This window comes from Candidatus Nitrotoga fabula, assembly GCF_905221025.1.
Lineage (GTDB): Bacteria > Pseudomonadota > Gammaproteobacteria > Burkholderiales > Gallionellaceae > Nitrotoga > Nitrotoga fabula.
In genome coordinates this window covers 87935-103832 of sequence record NZ_CAJNBL010000005.1, presented here as the reverse complement: position 1 = coordinate 103832, position 15898 = coordinate 87935, and the positions used below count along the sequence as shown (strand labels likewise).

Here is a 15898-nt window from a genome sequence, read left to right as displayed (position 1 = left end):
AACGAACACCGGACACAAATAAAACGACGCGTCGCAGATTCTTCCAGACATATAGCAGACGGAGGAAACCATAAGCCCCATCTAGGCAACAGGTTTTGACAAACTGATTTGAATGCAAAGACTGAATACAAACTCGAAGATCAGGCGCAGGCACGAGCTAACTGCCTGACCACAATACGTCAGGCCCGAGTTGCAGTCCATCAATGGCATGGTTTAAAATGGCCTTTTACCGAACAGTCAAGGTGTTGAATACGTGTCATCCCAAGCGCTGGTCGAAATATGCAACGTCAATTTTGGCTATGACAGCCGGTCTATCCTTAAGGGGGTCAATCTTACCTTCCATAAAGGAAAGGTAATTGCCATCATGGGAGGCAGCGGTTGCGGCAAAACCACCCTGTTACGCTTGATCGGCGGGGCGCTTAAACCCAGTAGCGGTTATGTAAAAGTTGATGGCAAGGTAATACATGAACAAAACCATCATGGGTTGTACCTTCTACGCCGCAGGATGGGAATGCTATTCCAGTTTGGCGCATTGTTCACGGACATGTCTGTTTATGACAATGTAGCATTTCAAATGCGCGAACACACCGACCTTCCAGAACCAATCATCCGGGATTTAGTACTGATGAAGCTGGAAGCCGTGGGCTTGCGTGGAACGCATCACCTGATGCCTGCCGCGCTTTCTGGTGGAATGGCACGGCGTGTAGCACTGGCAAGAACCGTTGCGCTGGATCCGATGCTGATCCTGTATGACGAACCTTTTACCGGCCTCGACCCAATCTCGCTGTCTGTAGTGGGTAATTTGATACGCCGCCTTAATGATGCGCTTGGCGCAACTTCAGTAGTAGTCACGCATGATGTCAAAGAATCCCTTCAGATCGTAGACTACATTTATTTTATTGCAGATGGCGTGGTGGTTGCAGAGGGAACGCCTGCCGAAATTATCCATTCCGACAAACCGTTTGTGCATCAATTCATCCATGGCGAAATGGACGGTCCCGTTCCATTTCATTATCCATGCGGCGATTACTGGCAAGATCTAAAGTTACGGCCATGGCGATAATGATTGTCGAAAACCTTCGCTCCATAGGACACCGCATTGTGGAAGCGGTGTGGCGCATCGGATTTGCATCCCGCTTCTTTTTCATGATTCTGCTTTACTCCGGTACAAGTTTCCGTCGCTTCCACTTGACCGTAAAAGAACTGTTCTATAGTGGAGTCATGTCTCTTATTATCATCATGGTGGCGAGCATGTTTGTAGGCATGGTACTGGGCTTACAAGGCTATGAGACCCTCAAGCGCTATGGTTCGGAATCTGCACTGGGATCACTGGTAGCACTAAGCCTGGTGCGCGAACTAGGCCCCGTTCTGGCTGCCCTGCTGTTTGCAAGTCGCGCTGGTTCGGCAATGACAGCTGAAATCGGGCTGATGAAAGCCACGGAACAGATCTCTGCAATGGAAATGATGGCAATAAACCCTTTGGCACGCTTGATTGCACCCCGTTTCTGGGCTGGTGTCATATCAATGCCGCTATTGTCTGCATTGTTTTCTGCTACCGGTGTCTTTGGAGGGTATGTAGTAGGGGTTGTACTGATCGGTGTGGATTATGGCTCATTCTGGTCACAGATGCAGGCCAGTGTGGACTTCCAGCATGACATCATGAACGGCATGATTAAAAGTTTCGTTTTTGGAATTGCAGTTACTGCTATCGCACTTTTTGAGGGCTATGACGCACCACCCACCGCAGAAGGAGTATCTCATGCAACCACAAGAACTGTTGTTCAGTCTTCGCTGACCATTTTGTTTCTGGATTTCATTTTGACTGCATTTATGTTTCAAGGGGAGTAGCGATGAAGCGTGCCACACTGGATTTATGGGTCGGGATATTTGTCGTAGCCGGCCTGACGGCGCTGACCGTGCTGGCATTAAAGGTAGGAAACCTGAATCTATACAACATGTCAGAAACGTATCAATTACAAGCGCATTTTTCCAACATTGGAGGCCTCAAGTCCAAGGCATCCATCAAAAGCGCTGGAGTAGTAGTTGGCCGGGTGGATAAAATTACACTGGATCCAGAACGCTATGAAGCCAGGGTGACCATGACGATCGATAAACATTTCCAGTTTCCAAAGGATACTTTTGCCAATATCCTGACTTCTGGATTGTTAGGCGAGCAATATATCGGCCTGATCCCAGGCGGAGATGAGGAGCTGCTAAAAGCAGGAGATGAAATCAAAAAAACACAATCTGCAGTAGTACTGGAAGACTTAATAAGCAAATTTTTATATAGCAAGGCAGAAGAAACCCAATAACCCATTCGACCAATCAATTGCGACGACAGACATGAAAAAAATTACTGCATACCTCACATTAATATTAATGGCATGCTGCTCCCTCAGCGTATATGCGAACATACCCGAACCAGAGGCCCTGATCAGGGATACCGTGAACGAAGTCCTGTCCATTGTCAAAGAAGATAAAGATATCCGGGCTGGTAACAAGAAAAAAATTAATGAGCTGGTGGATGCCAAAGTCCTGCCACATTTTAATTTTACTCATATGACCAGGCTTGCCGTCGGCAAAAACTGGCGCAATGCAACACCAGAACAAAAAAAAATACTGGAAACCGAGTTCCGCAATTTATTGGTACGCACATATACCACCGCTTTTACTACATACCAGGATCAGCAAGTTGAGGTGAAACCCCTCAAAATGAAGGATGATGACACCGATGTAACAGTCAAAACGTTGATTCACGACAAAACCAAACAACAACCCATCCCTGTAAACTATGATCTGGAAAAAACCGCTAGCGGCTGGAAAGTATATGATCTGTCGATCGAAGGCATCAGCTTGGTTACCAACTATCGCGGCACCTTCGCTGAACAAATCCAAAAAAGCGGTATTGATGGACTCATCAAGACATTAGTGGAAAAAAATCAAGCGCAAGTCAACAAACCGCCATCCAAAGCTACCCCCAAATGAATCACAATAACAACAGCGGACATCTCCTGGTACAGGACCGTCTGACCATCGATACGGTTACCAGTCTATATAACAATGGATTACATGCAAACGATTCAGGACAACTGGTTATAGACCTTTCCCAGGTTAAAACCGTCGATTCCGCTGCGGTCAGCCTATTACTGAGCTGGCTCCGCGAAGCACAGCAAAAAAATATAAAACTGTGCTTCGCCCACATCCCCGAAAATTTGTCGAGTCTTGCCCGCCTGTATGGAGTAGCAGAGATGCTGCCACTCTGCGGGGATTAATAATTTCACCTGATTTTGGGAAACCCATTTGACTGCTGCTGCCATTGAGATATGCCAGACCTACAAGCGCTATGGCCAGTTACAGGCATTGAATGGTATTAATTTGCGCATTGAAAAAGGCGAATTTTTCGGTCTGCTTGGCCCTAACGGCGCGGGAAAAACCACACTGATCAACCTCCTGTCCGGCCTTGCATTACCCGATGCAGGGCAACTCCGGATTCATGGATACGACGTAGTCAGACAGTATCGCACTAGCCGCCGCATGCTGGGCGTGGTCCCTCAAGAACTGGTGTTTGACCCATTTTTCACAGTACGTGAAACATTGCGTTTACAGTCCGGTTTTTTTGGATTGCATCATAATGAAACCTGGATTAATACAGTAATGCACAACCTTGGTTTGACCGACAAAGCGGATACCAACATGCGCCGCTTGTCCGGCGGTATGAAACGCCGCGTGCTTGTCGCTCAGGCGCTCGTGCACAAACCACCGGTTATTGTTCTGGATGAACCAACAGCTGGGGTAGACGTGGAACTGCGCCAGTCACTATGGCACTTCATCCGGCAGCTGAACCGCGATGGACATACCATATTGCTGACCACCCATTACCTCGAAGAAGCGGAAGCTTTATGTACACGGATTGCCATGCTAAAGCAAGGCAGGGTAATCGCGCTAGATAGTACGCAAAACCTCCTTGGAGCTTTGACCGGTTGTCGCGTCCGGCTAAAACTCGTGGGAAAATTGCCCGCCTCCTTGCTACCACAGGTAATCGAACAGACAGACAAAGATTTCCTGCTGACATTACCTTCCTATTCTGCACTGGAACCTATGTTGAAGACACTGCGGACATTCGGAATTACCATCCAGGAAATGACCTTGCAGCAGCCAGACCTGGAAGAGGTATTCCTGCGTATGGTAAGACGAGACATGCAATGAGACAGACATGCTGAGTTTTTACAGTTTATTTTATAAAGAAATACTCCGCGTGTGGAAGGTAGGCTTCCAGACCGTTATGGCTCCCGTACTGACAACGTTGCTCTACCTTTTGATTTTTTCACATGTGCTAGAACAGAACACCAACGTGTATCCCGGAATAGATTACACCACCTTTCTAATTCCGGGGCTGGTTATGATGTCCATTTTACAAAATGCTTTTGCCAATAGCTCTTCCAGCCTGATTCAATCAAAAATTACCGGGAATATCGTTTTTGTGTTACTGGCGCCAATTTCCTATTGGGAGTTTTTTGCAGCTTATGTGCTCGCTTCAATGTTACGCGGACTGGTAGTCGGCCTGGGGGTCTATATAGCCGCACTCTGGTTTTCCCAACCGGCACCAGTAGCCCCGGTCTGGGTTTTTTTGTTTGCCATTCTGGGAAGTGCGATGCTGGGAACGATGGGGTTAATAGCCGGAATGTGGGCTGAAAAATTTGACCAGCTCGCAGCATTTCAGAATTTTATTATACTTCCGCTGACATTTTTATCCGGTGTATTTTATTCAATCCACTCCCTACCCCCTGTCTGGCAGTCCATATCGCATTTCAATCCATTTTTTTATATGATAGACGGCTTCCGTCATGGATTTTTCGGCTTATCTGATTTTTCACCCTGGTTAAGCCTGATTGTTACGGGGGTATGCCTACTGGGCATTACACTACTGGCGTTACGGCTATTGAAATCCGGATATAAACTACGGCACTGATACTTATTGCAGCAATACCTCATGGAACCAGCCATACCATAGTCAAGATTATCAGCTGAGATCGGGATAAAAATGCAGTTTATCCTCAGGAAACAATAGGTATCCCTGAAAAAAGAGTTCTGGTCATACCCGCTCAAAACACAGAGTCCCCAGGAATCGCGATGGATCAAGCTCCGAGAAGTACAATGCCAGATACACTAACCGGGCATATGAAAAAACAAATCCAGGATAAACAATACAGCGGAAATCAATGATGAATCCGCAATTTTTGAAGACAGTACAATGCAAAAATTAGCCATTGAAGGTGGAACGCCATTACGCGGAGATGTATGCATTTCCGGCGCCAAGAACGCAGCCTTGCCCATGATGTGTGCCAGCCTGTTGACCAGTGATGTTCTGAAACTGAACAACATGCCCAATTTACATGACATCTCCACCATGCGTAAATTGCTGGAACAGATAGGGGTGACCATTTCGGTGCAAGGCGACGAAATGCTTTTACATGGCGCGAATGTTAACAAACTGGAAGCGCCATATGACCTAGTAAAAACCATGCGTGCATCTATACTCGTGCTGGGTCCTCTTGTTGCACGCTTTGGCGAAGCTCGCGTATCCCTGCCTGGCGGATGCGCGATTGGTTCTCGCCCTGTGGATATCCATATCCGAGGACTTCAGGCAATGGGAGCAACTGTTTACATTGAACATGGCTACATACATGCACAAGCAAAACGCCTGACCGGCGCCAGAATTTTATTCGATATTGTCAGCGTTACCAGCACGGAAAACTTAATGATGGCCGCCGTATTGGCAGACGGGGTAACGATACTGGAAAATGCTGCACGCGAACCGGAGATCTTGGATTTAGCTCAATGCCTGAATGCAATGGGTGCAAAAATTGAGGGAGCAGGCAGCCACACGATCACCATCACAGGCGTGGAAAGATTGCACGGCACTACCCATCACATCATTCCTGACCGCATTGAGAGCGGAACTTTTCTGGTAGCGGCCGCAGCGACCGGGGGAAATATTGTTCTGCATAATACCAGGACAGATATCCTGGATGCCGTATCGGAAAAACTGACTGAAGCCGGCGCTCAGATTCGCAGCAGCCATGACACGATGCATTTGCATATGCCGGAGCGCCCCAGATCAGTAAACGTGCGCACCGCGCCCTATCCCGCATTCCCTACCGATATGCAGGCTCAATTCATGGCATTAAATGCAATTGCGGACAATAGTGCCATGATCATTGAAACCATATTTGAAAACCGCTTTATGCATGTACAGGAATTGCGACGCCTTGGTGCAAAAATTGATGTCGAAGGCAATACGGCCATGATTCGAGGAGTAGACCGCCTGGAAGGGGCAACCGTAATGGCAACCGACCTGCGTGCTTCAGCCTGCCTGGTTATTGCCGGACTGGTGGCGCAGGGAAAAACCACAATTGAACGCATATATCATCTGGATCGCGGTTATGAGCATATCGAGACAAAACTGTCACAACTCGGGGCGAACATAACCCGCACCCAATAATGAAAGATATCCTATGATTACCATCGCCCTGTCCAAGGGACGCATCTTTGAAGAAACGCTGCCGCTACTGCAGGCAGCAGGAATCCGTCCTACCGAAGACCCCGAACCCTCACGCAAATTGATTTTGTCTACGAACCGTCCAGACGTGCGCTTAATTATCGTGCGCGCATCCGATGTACCCACCTATGTCCAGTATGGGGCAGCTGACTTGGGCATAGCAGGCAAGGACGTGCTGGACGAGCACGGTGGCATCGGCTTGTATCAGCCGCTCGACCTTAATATTGCACGTTGCAGAATGATGGTGGCAGTACGAAATGAGTTCGATTACGATTCAGCAGTACGTCAGGGCGCGCGACTGCGCGTGGCAACCAAATACGTGCAAACTGCACGCGAACATTTTGCGGCGAAAGGCGTGCATGTAGATCTGATCAAATTATATGGCTCAATGGAACTGGCGCCACTGGTCGGACTATCTGATGCAATTGTAGACCTGGTCAGCAGCGGCAACACTCTCAAAGCCAATCATCTCAAGGCAGTAGAAAATATTTCGGCAATTTCCTCACGTCTGGTTGTCAATCAGGCGTCGCTAAAACTGAAACATTCCACTATTCAGCCCATGCTGGATATATTCTCCAAGGCGGTTACCCAATGAACATAAAACGGCTTTCTACCCGGCAGCCTGATTTCCACAAGCAACTGGATAAACTGCTGGCCTTTGAGGAGACCATGGATTACCAGTTGGACGCCACAGTAGCCGCTATTCTGGCGGATGTCAGAACACGCGGAGATGCAGCGCTGCTCGAATACACCCGGCGTTTCGATCGGATGGATGTACAGGACAGCTCCACGCTTGAACTGTCTCCTGCAACCCTGCGCACTGCCTTCAATGGACTGAGCGGCCCGCAGCGCGCAGCGCTGGAAAAGGCCGCTCAGCGCATAACCGCTTACCACAAAAAGCAACTGCAGGAATCCTGGAGCTATACTGAACCGGATGGCACCCTGCTCGGCCAGCAGGTGACACCCTTAGACCGGGTTGGCCTGTATGTGCCAGGCGGCAAGGCAGCCTATCCATCTTCCGTACTGATGAATGCGCTGCCCGCAAAAGTGGCCGGGGTTAGAGAGCTTATTATGGTCGTGCCGACCCCGGACGGGATACAAAACCCGCTCGTGCTGGCAGCTGCACATCTGGCCGGAGTGGACCGGGTATTTACCATTGGCGGTGCGCAGGCAATTGCAGCCTTGGCGTATGGCACGGGAACCCTACCACGCGTGGATAAAATCGTTGGCCCAGGAAACGCTTATGTAGCCGCAGCCAAGCGACGTGTATTCGGAGTGGTAGGAATCGACATGATTGCTGGTCCATCCGAGATATTGGTGATTTGCGATGGTCAAACCAACCCAGACTGGATAGCAATGGACCTGTTTTCCCAGGCAGAGCATGATGAACTGGCACAGTCGATTCTTCTGACACCTGACCCTGCTTTCGCCAGCGCCGTGGCGCAGAGCGCCGACCGCTTGCTGGCAGACATGCCACGCCGTGACATTATCTGCACGGCACTGGAAAACCGCGGTGCCCTGATTGAAGTGGCGACCTTGGAAGAAGCATGCGCTATCAGCAACCGTATTGCTCCAGAACACCTTGAGCTTTCCGTAGAAAACCCCCAGCAATGGCTACCCAGTATCAAACACGCCGGCGCAATTTTCATGGGACGCCATACATCAGAAGCACTGGGCGATTACTGCGCCGGTCCCAACCATGTCCTGCCCACCTCCGGAACGGCTCGCTTCTCTTCCCCGCTTGGTGTGTATGACTTTCAGAAACGGAGCAGCCTAATCCAGGTATCAGCACGAAGCGCAGCCATACTCGGTGAAATCGCTGCAGAGCTAGCCTACGGGGAAGGACTGCATGCCCATGCACAATCCGCCCTGTTCAGGACAGATTCCCCCTGAAATAACGACACAGCCATGCAGAAGCATTCTCTGCAATATATTTATACCACCGCTACAGTAAATTACGCACTGATTAAGCAATGCTACTTCTTTTTTTGAGGTCTCCTCCACCCCTTTAAAGTGGTCTGTCTGGAACGGGCAAGTGTCAACTCACCCTCCGGTGCATCGCGGGTAATGGTAGAGCCGGCTCCTATGGTAGCACCTCTCCCAATTTTGACCGGCGCAACCAGCTGCGTGTTGGACCCGATAAACGCATCTTCCTCAATAATGGTGCGGTGCTTGTTTACACCGTCATAATTACAGGTGATGGTGCCCGCCCCGATGTTGACACGCGTACCCACACTGGCGTCGCCAATATAGCTTAAATGGTTCGCCTTGCTGCTGGATGAAAATTCACTGTTTTTCACCTCGACAAAGTTACCGATATGCACATCTGTGTGTAACTGGCTTCCCGGGCGCAAACGTGCGTAAGGTCCAATGCGGCAATTGCTGCCGATCTTTGCCTCATCAATATGACTATATGGCTCCACGCGCGAATGCTTGCCAATGCAGGTATTTCTTATGATGCTATAAGCACCAATTTTTACCCCATCCCCCAGTTGCACATTGCCAACAAAAACACACCCGACATCAATTTCAACATCCCGTCCGCATTCCAGCCGACCACGAACATCCAAACGCGCCGGATCAGCCAGTGTTACTCCCTTCAATAGTAATTCGGTGGCATGGTTTTTTTGCCAGATACGTTCCAGTTCCGCCAGCTGCATCTTATTATTGACTCCAAGGATTTCCCACTCCTGGCTAGGGTGTACCGTGTGCACATCCACACCTTGAGCTGCAGCCATGGCGACAATATCGGTAAGATAATACTCGCCTTGCGCATTCTCATTTCGCAAGGCGGAAAGCCAGTGCCGCAAAAAATGCGTGGGCACAGACATAATTCCGGTATTGACCTCTCGCAGAGCACGCTGTTCCGTACTGGCATCCTTTTCCTCCACAATACCACTCACCCTGCCCGAACGATCACGCAAGATGCGTCCATAACCAGATGGGTTATCCAGAAAAACCGTGAGTAGCGTCAGCGCTTGTGGCGTATCCAGCATTTTTTTAAGTGTGCCAATCTGTAGGAGCGGCACATCGCCATACAACACCAAAGTGACCGAACCATCCTTCAACTGCGGAAGCGCCTGCTGCACCGCATGGCCCGTACCAAGCTGCGGCTCCTGCAGGATAAAGGCTGCATCATAACCTGCCATCATCTCGGGAACTGCCTCTCCCCCATGGCCATAAATGACGCACAGTTGAGAGGCAGAAAGTCCAAGGGCCGTATCCAGAACATGCTGCAGTAGCGGGCGACCGGCCAGCGAATGGAGCACCTTGGGGGTTTCCGAATACATGCGCGTCCCCTTCCCGGCCGCGAGGATAACGACATTAAGAGCATTCATAATCAATTTTGCACCCTTGACCAACCAATCATCAAAATAATAATACATATAAAAAAAGCGGCCTGAGCCGCTTTCCCTATGCATTCATCAATCTGACCGGACATTTACCTAATGCGGAATCTGCTTACGCAATTTCTGAATGGCCTGTAATTGGGCAAGCGATTCAGACAACTCTGCCTGGGCAGCAGCATAATCAATGTCGGAAGTGCGGTTCTTCATTGCTTCCTCTGCTTTGCGCTTCGCTTCAAGCGCGCGAACCTCATCAAGGTCTGCGCCACGAATCGCCGTATCTGCCAGAACGGTAACCAGATTAGGCTGTACTTCCAACATGCCACCCGAAACATAAATCAGAACAAAATCTGCTTGATCCGGCAACTTGATACGAACCGATCCAGGTTTAATACGGGATAAAAGTGGGGCATGTCGCGGATAGATCCCGAGTTCTCCAACTTCCCCCGGAACAACAACCATTTCCGCAAGACCGGAAAAGATGGACTCTTCCGCGCTCACCACATCAACATGAACAGTCATTGCCATAATTTTCCTTATTACTAAAACAATATTGCCAAATACAGCAATCCGGACTTATTGAATTGTTTTAGCCTTCTCAACCGCTTCATCAATCGTTCCGACCATGTAGAACGCCTGCTCCGGCAGATGATCGTAATCCCCATTGACAATCCCCTTGAAACCCTTGATGGTCTCTTTCAACGTTACATATTTTCCCGGACTTCCGGTAAACACTTCAGCCACATGGAAAGGCTGGGACAGGAACCGCTGAATCTTACGTGCACGCGCTACGGCCAGTTTATCCTCTGGGGAAAGCTCGTCCATACCCAAAATTGCAATGATATCGCGCAGCTCCTTATAACGCTGCAACGTTTGCTGAACGCTACGGGCAACATTGTAATGCTCTTCACCCACGATCAGCGGATCAAGCTGACGCGAAGTGGAATCCAGCGGATCTACCGCTGGATAAATTCCAAGCGAAGCAATATCACGGGACAACACCACTGTAGAATCAAGGTGAAGGAAGGTGGTGGCAGGCGATGGGTCAGTCAAGTCATCCGCAGGTACATAGACAGCCTGGATAGATGTAATCGAACCGGTTTTTGTTGAAGTAATTCGCTCCTGCAAGCGCCCCATTTCTTCTGCCAGAGTTGGCTGATATCCAACAGCAGAAGGCATACGGCCCAGCAAAGCGGACACTTCCGTTCCAGCCAGAGTAAAACGATAAATGTTGTCAACAAAGAACAACACATCCCGCCCCTCATCACGGAAATATTCCGCCATTGTCAACCCTGACAGAGCTACACGAAGGCGGTTTCCTGGTGGCTCGTTCATCTGTCCAAAAACCATGGCTACTTTGGATTCGGGCAGATTATCAAGCTGGATGACTCCCGCCTCTGACATTTCGTGATAAAAGTCGTTTCCTTCACGCGTACGCTCACCCACTCCGGCAAACACGGACAAACCGGAATGCTGCTTGGCAATATTGTTGATCAACTCCAGCATGTTAACGGTCTTGCCTACCCCAGCTCCCCCGAACAGACCCACTTTCCCACCTTTGGCAAACGGGCAGACCAAGTCAATCACCTTGATGCCGGTTTCAAGCAAATCAACAGATGGGGATAATTCATCGAATTTTGGCGCCTTCTGATGAATAGAGCGACGTTCATCGCTTTTAATTTCCCCAACTTCATCTATCGGTCGCCCCAGAACATCCATGATTCGTCCGAGTGTGCCATGTCCAACCGGTACCATGATCTGGTTACCGGTATTTACTACCCCCATCCCGCGACGCAGGCCATCTGAGGAACCCATTGCAATCGTGCGGACAACTCCATCACCAATCTGCTGCTGCACTTCCAAGGTCAGGCCTTTTTCAACCACGGAGCTTCCATCGTCCTGTACTACCAGCGCATCGAAGACTTTCGGTATGTGATCACGAGAAAATTCAACGTCCACCACCGCACCAATACACTGAACAATTTTTCCTTGACTCATCTTAAGGTTCCCCACATTATATTATCTGTGTATCCGCCGAGTGCTACTGCGGTTACACCACCTGATTCTCTTTCCATCCTGGCACAGTCCGGATCATGCTACCCGGGTTTGCAAACCAACCATTTTTCGTGAAATACGATTCAAACCATTACATCTACCATGCAGCAGTGCCGCATTTTTGCTGCACGTCGATCGCATCAATCAGCTTACCGCCGCTGCTCCACCGACAATTTCTGAAATTTCCTTGGTGATTGCAGCCTGCCTGGCCTTGTTGTAGATCAGCTTTAGATCTCCAATCACCTGCTTTGCATTGTCTGAAGCTGCCTTCATCGCCACCATGCGGGCGCTCTGCTCAGAAGCCTGATTTTCGGTCACTGCGTTATAAACCAGCGATTCAATGTAGCGCACCAACAGCTGATCCACCACCACTTTCGCATCCGGCTCGTAAATGTAATCCCATGTGCTACCGCTCCCCGTCTCCAGCTGATCGCTGGATAGCGGCAGCAGCTGATCCACTCTCGGCTCCTGCTTCATGGTATTCACAAAAGCATTATAGCTAATATAAATAGCATCAATTTCACCGGCAACATACGCATTCAGCATTACTTTCACCGCACCGATCAGATTCTCGAGATGCGGAATATCCCCTAACCCAACTATATGCGATTTGACTTGGGCCCCTACCCGGGTCATAAAGCTGAATCCTTTATTCCCTATGGAACACACCTGAATGCCCTTGCCCTGAGCTTGCCACTCCGACATTCTGCTCATGACCATACGCAGAACATTGGTATTCAGCCCGCCACATAGTCCCTTGTCGGAAGTTACAACTATAACTCCAATGTTTTTAATATCCTCACGCTTTATCAGGAACGGATGCTTATATTCCGGATTGGCGCGTGACAAATGCGCGGCAACCTGACGGATCTTTTCCGCATATGGGCGAGCTGCGCGCATGCGATCCTGTGCCTTACGCATCTTGGATGCCGCGACCATCTCCATTGCTCGCGTAATTTTTCGTGTATTTTCTACACTTTTGATTTTCGTGCGTATTTCTTTGCTGCCAGCCATTATACGGACCCCAGCTTAAAAGACTGCAGTGGACTTATATTTTTCAATTGCACTAACAAGGATTTTCTCATTATCAGCGGATAAATCCTTGCTCGACGCAATGGCATCATCCAATGCCTTGTATTGAGATTTAACAAACGCATGCAAGCCGCTTTCAAATGCCAGAGCCTTATTGACAGGAACGTCATCAAAATAACCCTTGTTAATTGCAAACAGGGTTACCGCCATTTCTGAAACCGACAATGGAGCATATTGTGGTTGCTTCATTAGCTCCATGACCAGGCGGCCACGCTCCAGCTGCTTGCGCGTAGCCTCATCCAGATCAGATGCGAATTGCGCGAATGCGGCCAGTTCGCGATACTGCGCCAAGGCCAGACGCACACCCCCACCAAGTTTCTTGATAACCTTGGTCTGTGCTGCACCGCCCACGCGCGAAACGGAAATACCCGCATTGATAGCTGGCCGGATACCGGCATTGAACAGATCGGTTTCCAAAAATATCTGGCCGTCTGTAATGGAAATCACATTGGTTGGAACAAATGCGGACACGTCTCCGGCTGCTGTCTCAATCACTGGCAAGGCAGTCAGCGATCCGGTCATGCCTTTGACTTCGCCATTTGTAAATTTTTCCACGTACTCTTCGTTTACCCTCGCCGCTCGCTCCAGCAACCTGGAGTGCAGATAAAACACATCGCCCGGATACGCTTCCCGGCCCGGCGGACGCCGCAGCAACAGCGAAATCTGACGGTATGCCCAAGCCTGCTTGGTTAAATCGTCATAAACAATCAGTGCGTCCTGGCCACGATCACGATAATACTCTCCCATCGTGCATCCAGCATAAGGAGCCAGGAACTGCATTGCAGCGGAGTCGGAGGCGGTAGCGACGACCACAATGGTATATTCCATCGCACCATTCTCTTGCAGTTTGCGAACCACATTGGCAACAGTAGATGCTTTCTGCCCAACCGCAACATAAATGCAGGTCATATCCTGACCTTTTTGATTAATGATCGCATCTATGGCTACAGCAGTTTTCCCGGTCTGACGATCGCCGATGATCAATTCACGCTGACCCCGCCCTACCGGAACCATCGAATCTATCGACTTCAATCCTGTCTGTACAGGCTGCGAAACCGACTTCCGGTCAATCACACCCGGAGCCACTTTTTCTATCTTGTCAGTGATCTTCGCATTGATCGGGCCTTTCCCGTCAATAGGCTGACCAAGGGCATTGACGACACGGCCAACCAGTTCCGGGCCGACGGGCACTTCCAGAATGCGTCCGGTACACTTGACCGTATCCCCTTCGGTAATGTGCTCATAATCTCCCAGCACCACCGCACCTACGGAATCCCGTTCCAGATTCAGAGCCAGTCCAAAAGTGTTACCCGGAAACTCCAGCATTTCCCCCTGCATAACATCCGAAAGGCCATGTATCCGCACAATACCATCGGTAACGCTGGTCACCGTTCCTTCCGTGCGCGCCTGGGATAACGCCTCGAAGTTTTCGATGCGACTACGAATCAAATTGCTAATTTCAGAAGGGTTGAGCTTCATCTATTTTTCCTTAATCTCAATAAATCCGTCTTCAAGCCAAGGCATTGGCCAATTCGGAAAGGTGGGTGCGCGCAGAACCATCTATCACCTTGTCGCCAGCGCGAATAATAATCCCGCCTAACAAATCACGGTCTGTTTTACAGCGAAGCGTAATCTCACAACCCATGCGTTTTTTCAGCGCACCGGTTATTTTTTGCTTTTGTTCCTCGCTCAGCTCAAAAGCAGAAGCCACTTCAACATCCAGGCTTTTCTCTGCCTCCGCCCGCATTGCCTCATACAGCATTACGATTTCCGGAAGCAGGGTAAGACGGTTGCCTTCTACCAGCAACCTGAGGAAGTTGCATTGATTATCGTTCACCGTACTTCCGATCAGCGCAAGCATCAGATCGGCAATCTGGCTTTTGACTGCACCTGGACTGGTTATGATCGTGCGAACGTCGGTATTCATCACCGCATCAGCAGCAGCCTGCAATTTTTCCGACCAGCCTTTAAGGTCACCCAGTTCACGGGCTCTTTCAAATGCAGCCTGGGCGTAAGGTCTTGCTACAGTGATCGCTTCAGCCATAATATTCAGATTTCCGCCACAAGCTTGTCTAGAAGGTCATTATGGGCCTTGGCATCGATTTCCCGGCCAAGAATCTTTCCGGCGCCAGCCAGCGCAACAGAGGTAACCTGTGTGCGCAACTGTTCCCTGGCACGGAATACCTCCTGTTCAATTTCTGCCTTGGCAGCCGCAACAATGCGCTCACCTTCTACCCTGGCCTGCTCTTTGGCTTCCTCGACGATCTCGCTTGCCCGCTTATCGCCCTGTGCGATAATTTCCGATACCTTTTCCTTTGCTTCGCGAAGCATCTCTGCAGAACGCTTGGACGCAAGAGCCAATTCGTTCTTACCCCGCTCCGCCGCGGCCAGACCATCTGCAATCCGTTTATTTCGTGCATCCAGCGCCGCCATGATGGGAGGCCACACATACTTCATGCAAAACCAGACGAACAAGGCAAACATGATCGTCTGGGCGATAAGGGTCGCATTAATGTTCATGCAAAAACCTTTCCTTGATTAATCGCATGCAGGCTTACTGACCAGCCACCGCGAACAGAACGTACATGGCAATACCGACTGCAATCATCGGAACCGCATCTACCAAACCCATAACTACAAAGAACTGGGTACGCAGCATTGGAATCAGCTCAGGTTGACGAGCCGCACCTTCCAAAAAGCGTCCACCCAGAATACCAATCCCCACCGCAGCACCCAAGGCCCCAAGGCCCATCATGATTGCGCCGGCTATGTATAGCAATGCTTGTGCCGTATCCATCTGTTTTTTCTCCTGTCAATAAAAGTTAAGTGTTTAAGTTAAATCAAT

At 49.7% G+C, this 15898-nt stretch carries 18 protein-coding genes; 10 read left to right on the top strand and 8 right to left on the bottom strand.

Annotated elements, in window-relative coordinates; all coding sequences use genetic code 11:
• Positions 1-253: 253 nt before the first annotated feature.
• From KJA68_RS01410 to hisD, 10 genes are all read left to right on the top strand, one after another.
• On the top strand, positions 254-1063 hold the full coding sequence (locus tag KJA68_RS01410; protein WP_213035133.1) for an ABC transporter ATP-binding protein: 810 nt from the start codon (positions 254-256) through the stop codon (positions 1061-1063).
• The gene (gene mlaE, locus KJA68_RS01405) at positions 1054-1848 is read left to right on the top strand and encodes a lipid asymmetry maintenance ABC transporter permease subunit MlaE (RefSeq protein WP_420887618.1); all 795 of its coding nucleotides are present in this window, start codon (positions 1054-1056) and stop codon (positions 1846-1848) included. The genes KJA68_RS01410 and mlaE overlap by 10 nt, the downstream gene beginning before the upstream one ends.
• Positions 1849-1850: 2 nt before the next feature.
• The gene (gene mlaD, locus KJA68_RS01400) at positions 1851-2312 is read left to right on the top strand and encodes an outer membrane lipid asymmetry maintenance protein MlaD (protein WP_213035132.1); all 462 of its coding nucleotides are present in this window, start codon (positions 1851-1853) and stop codon (positions 2310-2312) included.
• 133 nt (positions 2313-2445) lie between these two features.
• Positions 2446-2985, top strand: coding sequence for an MlaC/ttg2D family ABC transporter substrate-binding protein (locus tag KJA68_RS01395; RefSeq protein ID WP_246487014.1), 540 nt, complete (start codon positions 2446-2448; stop codon positions 2983-2985).
• Positions 2982-3272 (top strand): STAS domain-containing protein, encoded by a 291-nt coding sequence (locus KJA68_RS01390; RefSeq protein WP_213035130.1) that lies wholly within the window; start codon positions 2982-2984, stop codon positions 3270-3272. Before KJA68_RS01395 ends, KJA68_RS01390 begins: the two co-directional genes overlap by 4 nt.
• 28 nt (positions 3273-3300) lie before the next feature.
• Positions 3301-4206, top strand: a complete 906-nt coding sequence (locus KJA68_RS01385; protein WP_213035129.1) for an ABC transporter ATP-binding protein — start codon at positions 3301-3303, stop codon at positions 4204-4206.
• A gap of 7 nt (positions 4207-4213) precedes the next feature.
• Positions 4214-4969: an ABC transporter permease gene (locus tag KJA68_RS01380; RefSeq protein ID WP_213035128.1), complete on the top strand. Its 756-nt coding sequence runs from the start codon at positions 4214-4216 to the stop codon at positions 4967-4969.
• Positions 4970-5251: 282 nt separating this feature from the next.
• Positions 5252-6502 (top strand): UDP-N-acetylglucosamine 1-carboxyvinyltransferase, encoded by a 1251-nt coding sequence (gene murA, locus KJA68_RS01375; RefSeq protein WP_213035127.1) that lies wholly within the window; start codon positions 5252-5254, stop codon positions 6500-6502.
• Positions 6503-6515: 13 nt separating this feature from the next.
• Complete coding sequence (gene hisG / locus KJA68_RS01370) at positions 6516-7154, top strand: ATP phosphoribosyltransferase (RefSeq protein WP_213035126.1); 639 nt, start codon at positions 6516-6518, stop codon at positions 7152-7154.
• Complete coding sequence (gene hisD / locus KJA68_RS01365) at positions 7151-8452, top strand: histidinol dehydrogenase (protein ID WP_213035125.1); 1302 nt, start codon at positions 7151-7153, stop codon at positions 8450-8452. The genes hisG and hisD overlap by 4 nt, the downstream gene beginning before the upstream one ends.
• Positions 8453-8535: 83 nt before the next feature.
• Here hisD and glmU read toward each other — a convergent pair whose 3' ends face one another.
• From glmU to atpE, 8 genes are all read right to left on the bottom strand, one after another.
• The gene (gene glmU, locus KJA68_RS01360; protein WP_213035124.1) at positions 8536-9897 is read right to left on the bottom strand and encodes a bifunctional UDP-N-acetylglucosamine diphosphorylase/glucosamine-1-phosphate N-acetyltransferase GlmU; all 1362 of its coding nucleotides are present in this window, start codon (positions 9895-9897) and stop codon (positions 8536-8538) included.
• A 108-nt stretch (positions 9898-10005) separates the two neighbouring features.
• A complete protein-coding gene (locus tag KJA68_RS01355) occupies positions 10006-10434 on the bottom strand; it encodes a F0F1 ATP synthase subunit epsilon (protein WP_213035123.1) in 429 nt (142 codons plus the stop codon).
• Positions 10435-10482: 48 nt separating this feature from the next.
• Positions 10483-11904, bottom strand: coding sequence for a F0F1 ATP synthase subunit beta (gene atpD / locus KJA68_RS01350; protein WP_213035122.1), 1422 nt, complete (start codon positions 11902-11904; stop codon positions 10483-10485).
• Positions 11905-12105: 201 nt separating this feature from the next.
• Positions 12106-12975 (bottom strand): F0F1 ATP synthase subunit gamma, encoded by an 870-nt coding sequence (atpG, locus tag KJA68_RS01345; protein ID WP_213035121.1) that lies wholly within the window; start codon positions 12973-12975, stop codon positions 12106-12108.
• Between the two features lie 15 nt (positions 12976-12990).
• The gene (gene atpA / locus KJA68_RS01340) at positions 12991-14532 is read right to left on the bottom strand and encodes a F0F1 ATP synthase subunit alpha (protein WP_213035120.1); all 1542 of its coding nucleotides are present in this window, start codon (positions 14530-14532) and stop codon (positions 12991-12993) included.
• A 31-nt stretch (positions 14533-14563) separates the two neighbouring features.
• The gene (locus KJA68_RS01335; protein WP_213035119.1) at positions 14564-15097 is read right to left on the bottom strand and encodes a F0F1 ATP synthase subunit delta; all 534 of its coding nucleotides are present in this window, start codon (positions 15095-15097) and stop codon (positions 14564-14566) included.
• Positions 15098-15102: 5 nt separating this feature from the next.
• On the bottom strand, positions 15103-15573 hold the full coding sequence (locus tag KJA68_RS01330) for a F0F1 ATP synthase subunit B (protein WP_213035118.1): 471 nt from the start codon (positions 15571-15573) through the stop codon (positions 15103-15105).
• 34 nt (positions 15574-15607) lie between these two features.
• Positions 15608-15850: a F0F1 ATP synthase subunit C gene (gene atpE / locus KJA68_RS01325; protein WP_173054147.1), complete on the bottom strand. Its 243-nt coding sequence runs from the start codon at positions 15848-15850 to the stop codon at positions 15608-15610.
• Between the last annotated feature and the right edge of the window lie 48 nt (positions 15851-15898).

Bases quoted from the DNA above. Each gene is read 5' to 3' on its own strand.
- mlaE (WP_420887618.1), top strand. From the start codon at position 1,054: ATGGCGATAATGATTGTCGAAAACCTTCGCTCCATAGGACACCGCATT.
- mlaD (WP_213035132.1), top strand. From the start codon at position 1,851: ATGAAGCGTGCCACACTGGATTTATGGGTCGGGATATTTGTCGTAGCC.
- KJA68_RS01390 (WP_213035130.1), top strand. From the start codon at position 2,982: ATGAATCACAATAACAACAGCGGACATCTCCTGGTACAGGACCGTCTG.
- KJA68_RS01380 (WP_213035128.1), top strand. From the start codon at position 4,214: ATGCTGAGTTTTTACAGTTTATTTTATAAAGAAATACTCCGCGTGTGG.
- murA (WP_213035127.1), top strand. From the start codon at position 5,252: ATGCAAAAATTAGCCATTGAAGGTGGAACGCCATTACGCGGAGATGTA.
- hisG (WP_213035126.1), top strand. From the start codon at position 6,516: ATGATTACCATCGCCCTGTCCAAGGGACGCATCTTTGAAGAAACGCTG.
- hisD (WP_213035125.1), top strand. From the start codon at position 7,151: ATGAACATAAAACGGCTTTCTACCCGGCAGCCTGATTTCCACAAGCAA.
- glmU (WP_213035124.1), bottom strand. From the start codon at position 9,897: ATGAATGCTCTTAATGTCGTTATCCTCGCGGCCGGGAAGGGGACGCGC.
- KJA68_RS01355 (WP_213035123.1), bottom strand. From the start codon at position 10,434: ATGGCAATGACTGTTCATGTTGATGTGGTGAGCGCGGAAGAGTCCATC.
- atpD (WP_213035122.1), bottom strand. From the start codon at position 11,904: ATGAGTCAAGGAAAAATTGTTCAGTGTATTGGTGCGGTGGTGGACGTT.
- atpG (WP_213035121.1), bottom strand. From the start codon at position 12,975: ATGGCTGGCAGCAAAGAAATACGCACGAAAATCAAAAGTGTAGAAAAT.
- atpA (WP_213035120.1), bottom strand. From the start codon at position 14,532: ATGAAGCTCAACCCTTCTGAAATTAGCAATTTGATTCGTAGTCGCATC.
- KJA68_RS01335 (WP_213035119.1), bottom strand. From the start codon at position 15,097: ATGGCTGAAGCGATCACTGTAGCAAGACCTTACGCCCAGGCTGCATTT.
- KJA68_RS01330 (WP_213035118.1), bottom strand. From the start codon at position 15,573: ATGAACATTAATGCGACCCTTATCGCCCAGACGATCATGTTTGCCTTG.
- atpE (WP_173054147.1), bottom strand. From the start codon at position 15,850: ATGGATACGGCACAAGCATTGCTATACATAGCCGGCGCAATCATGATG.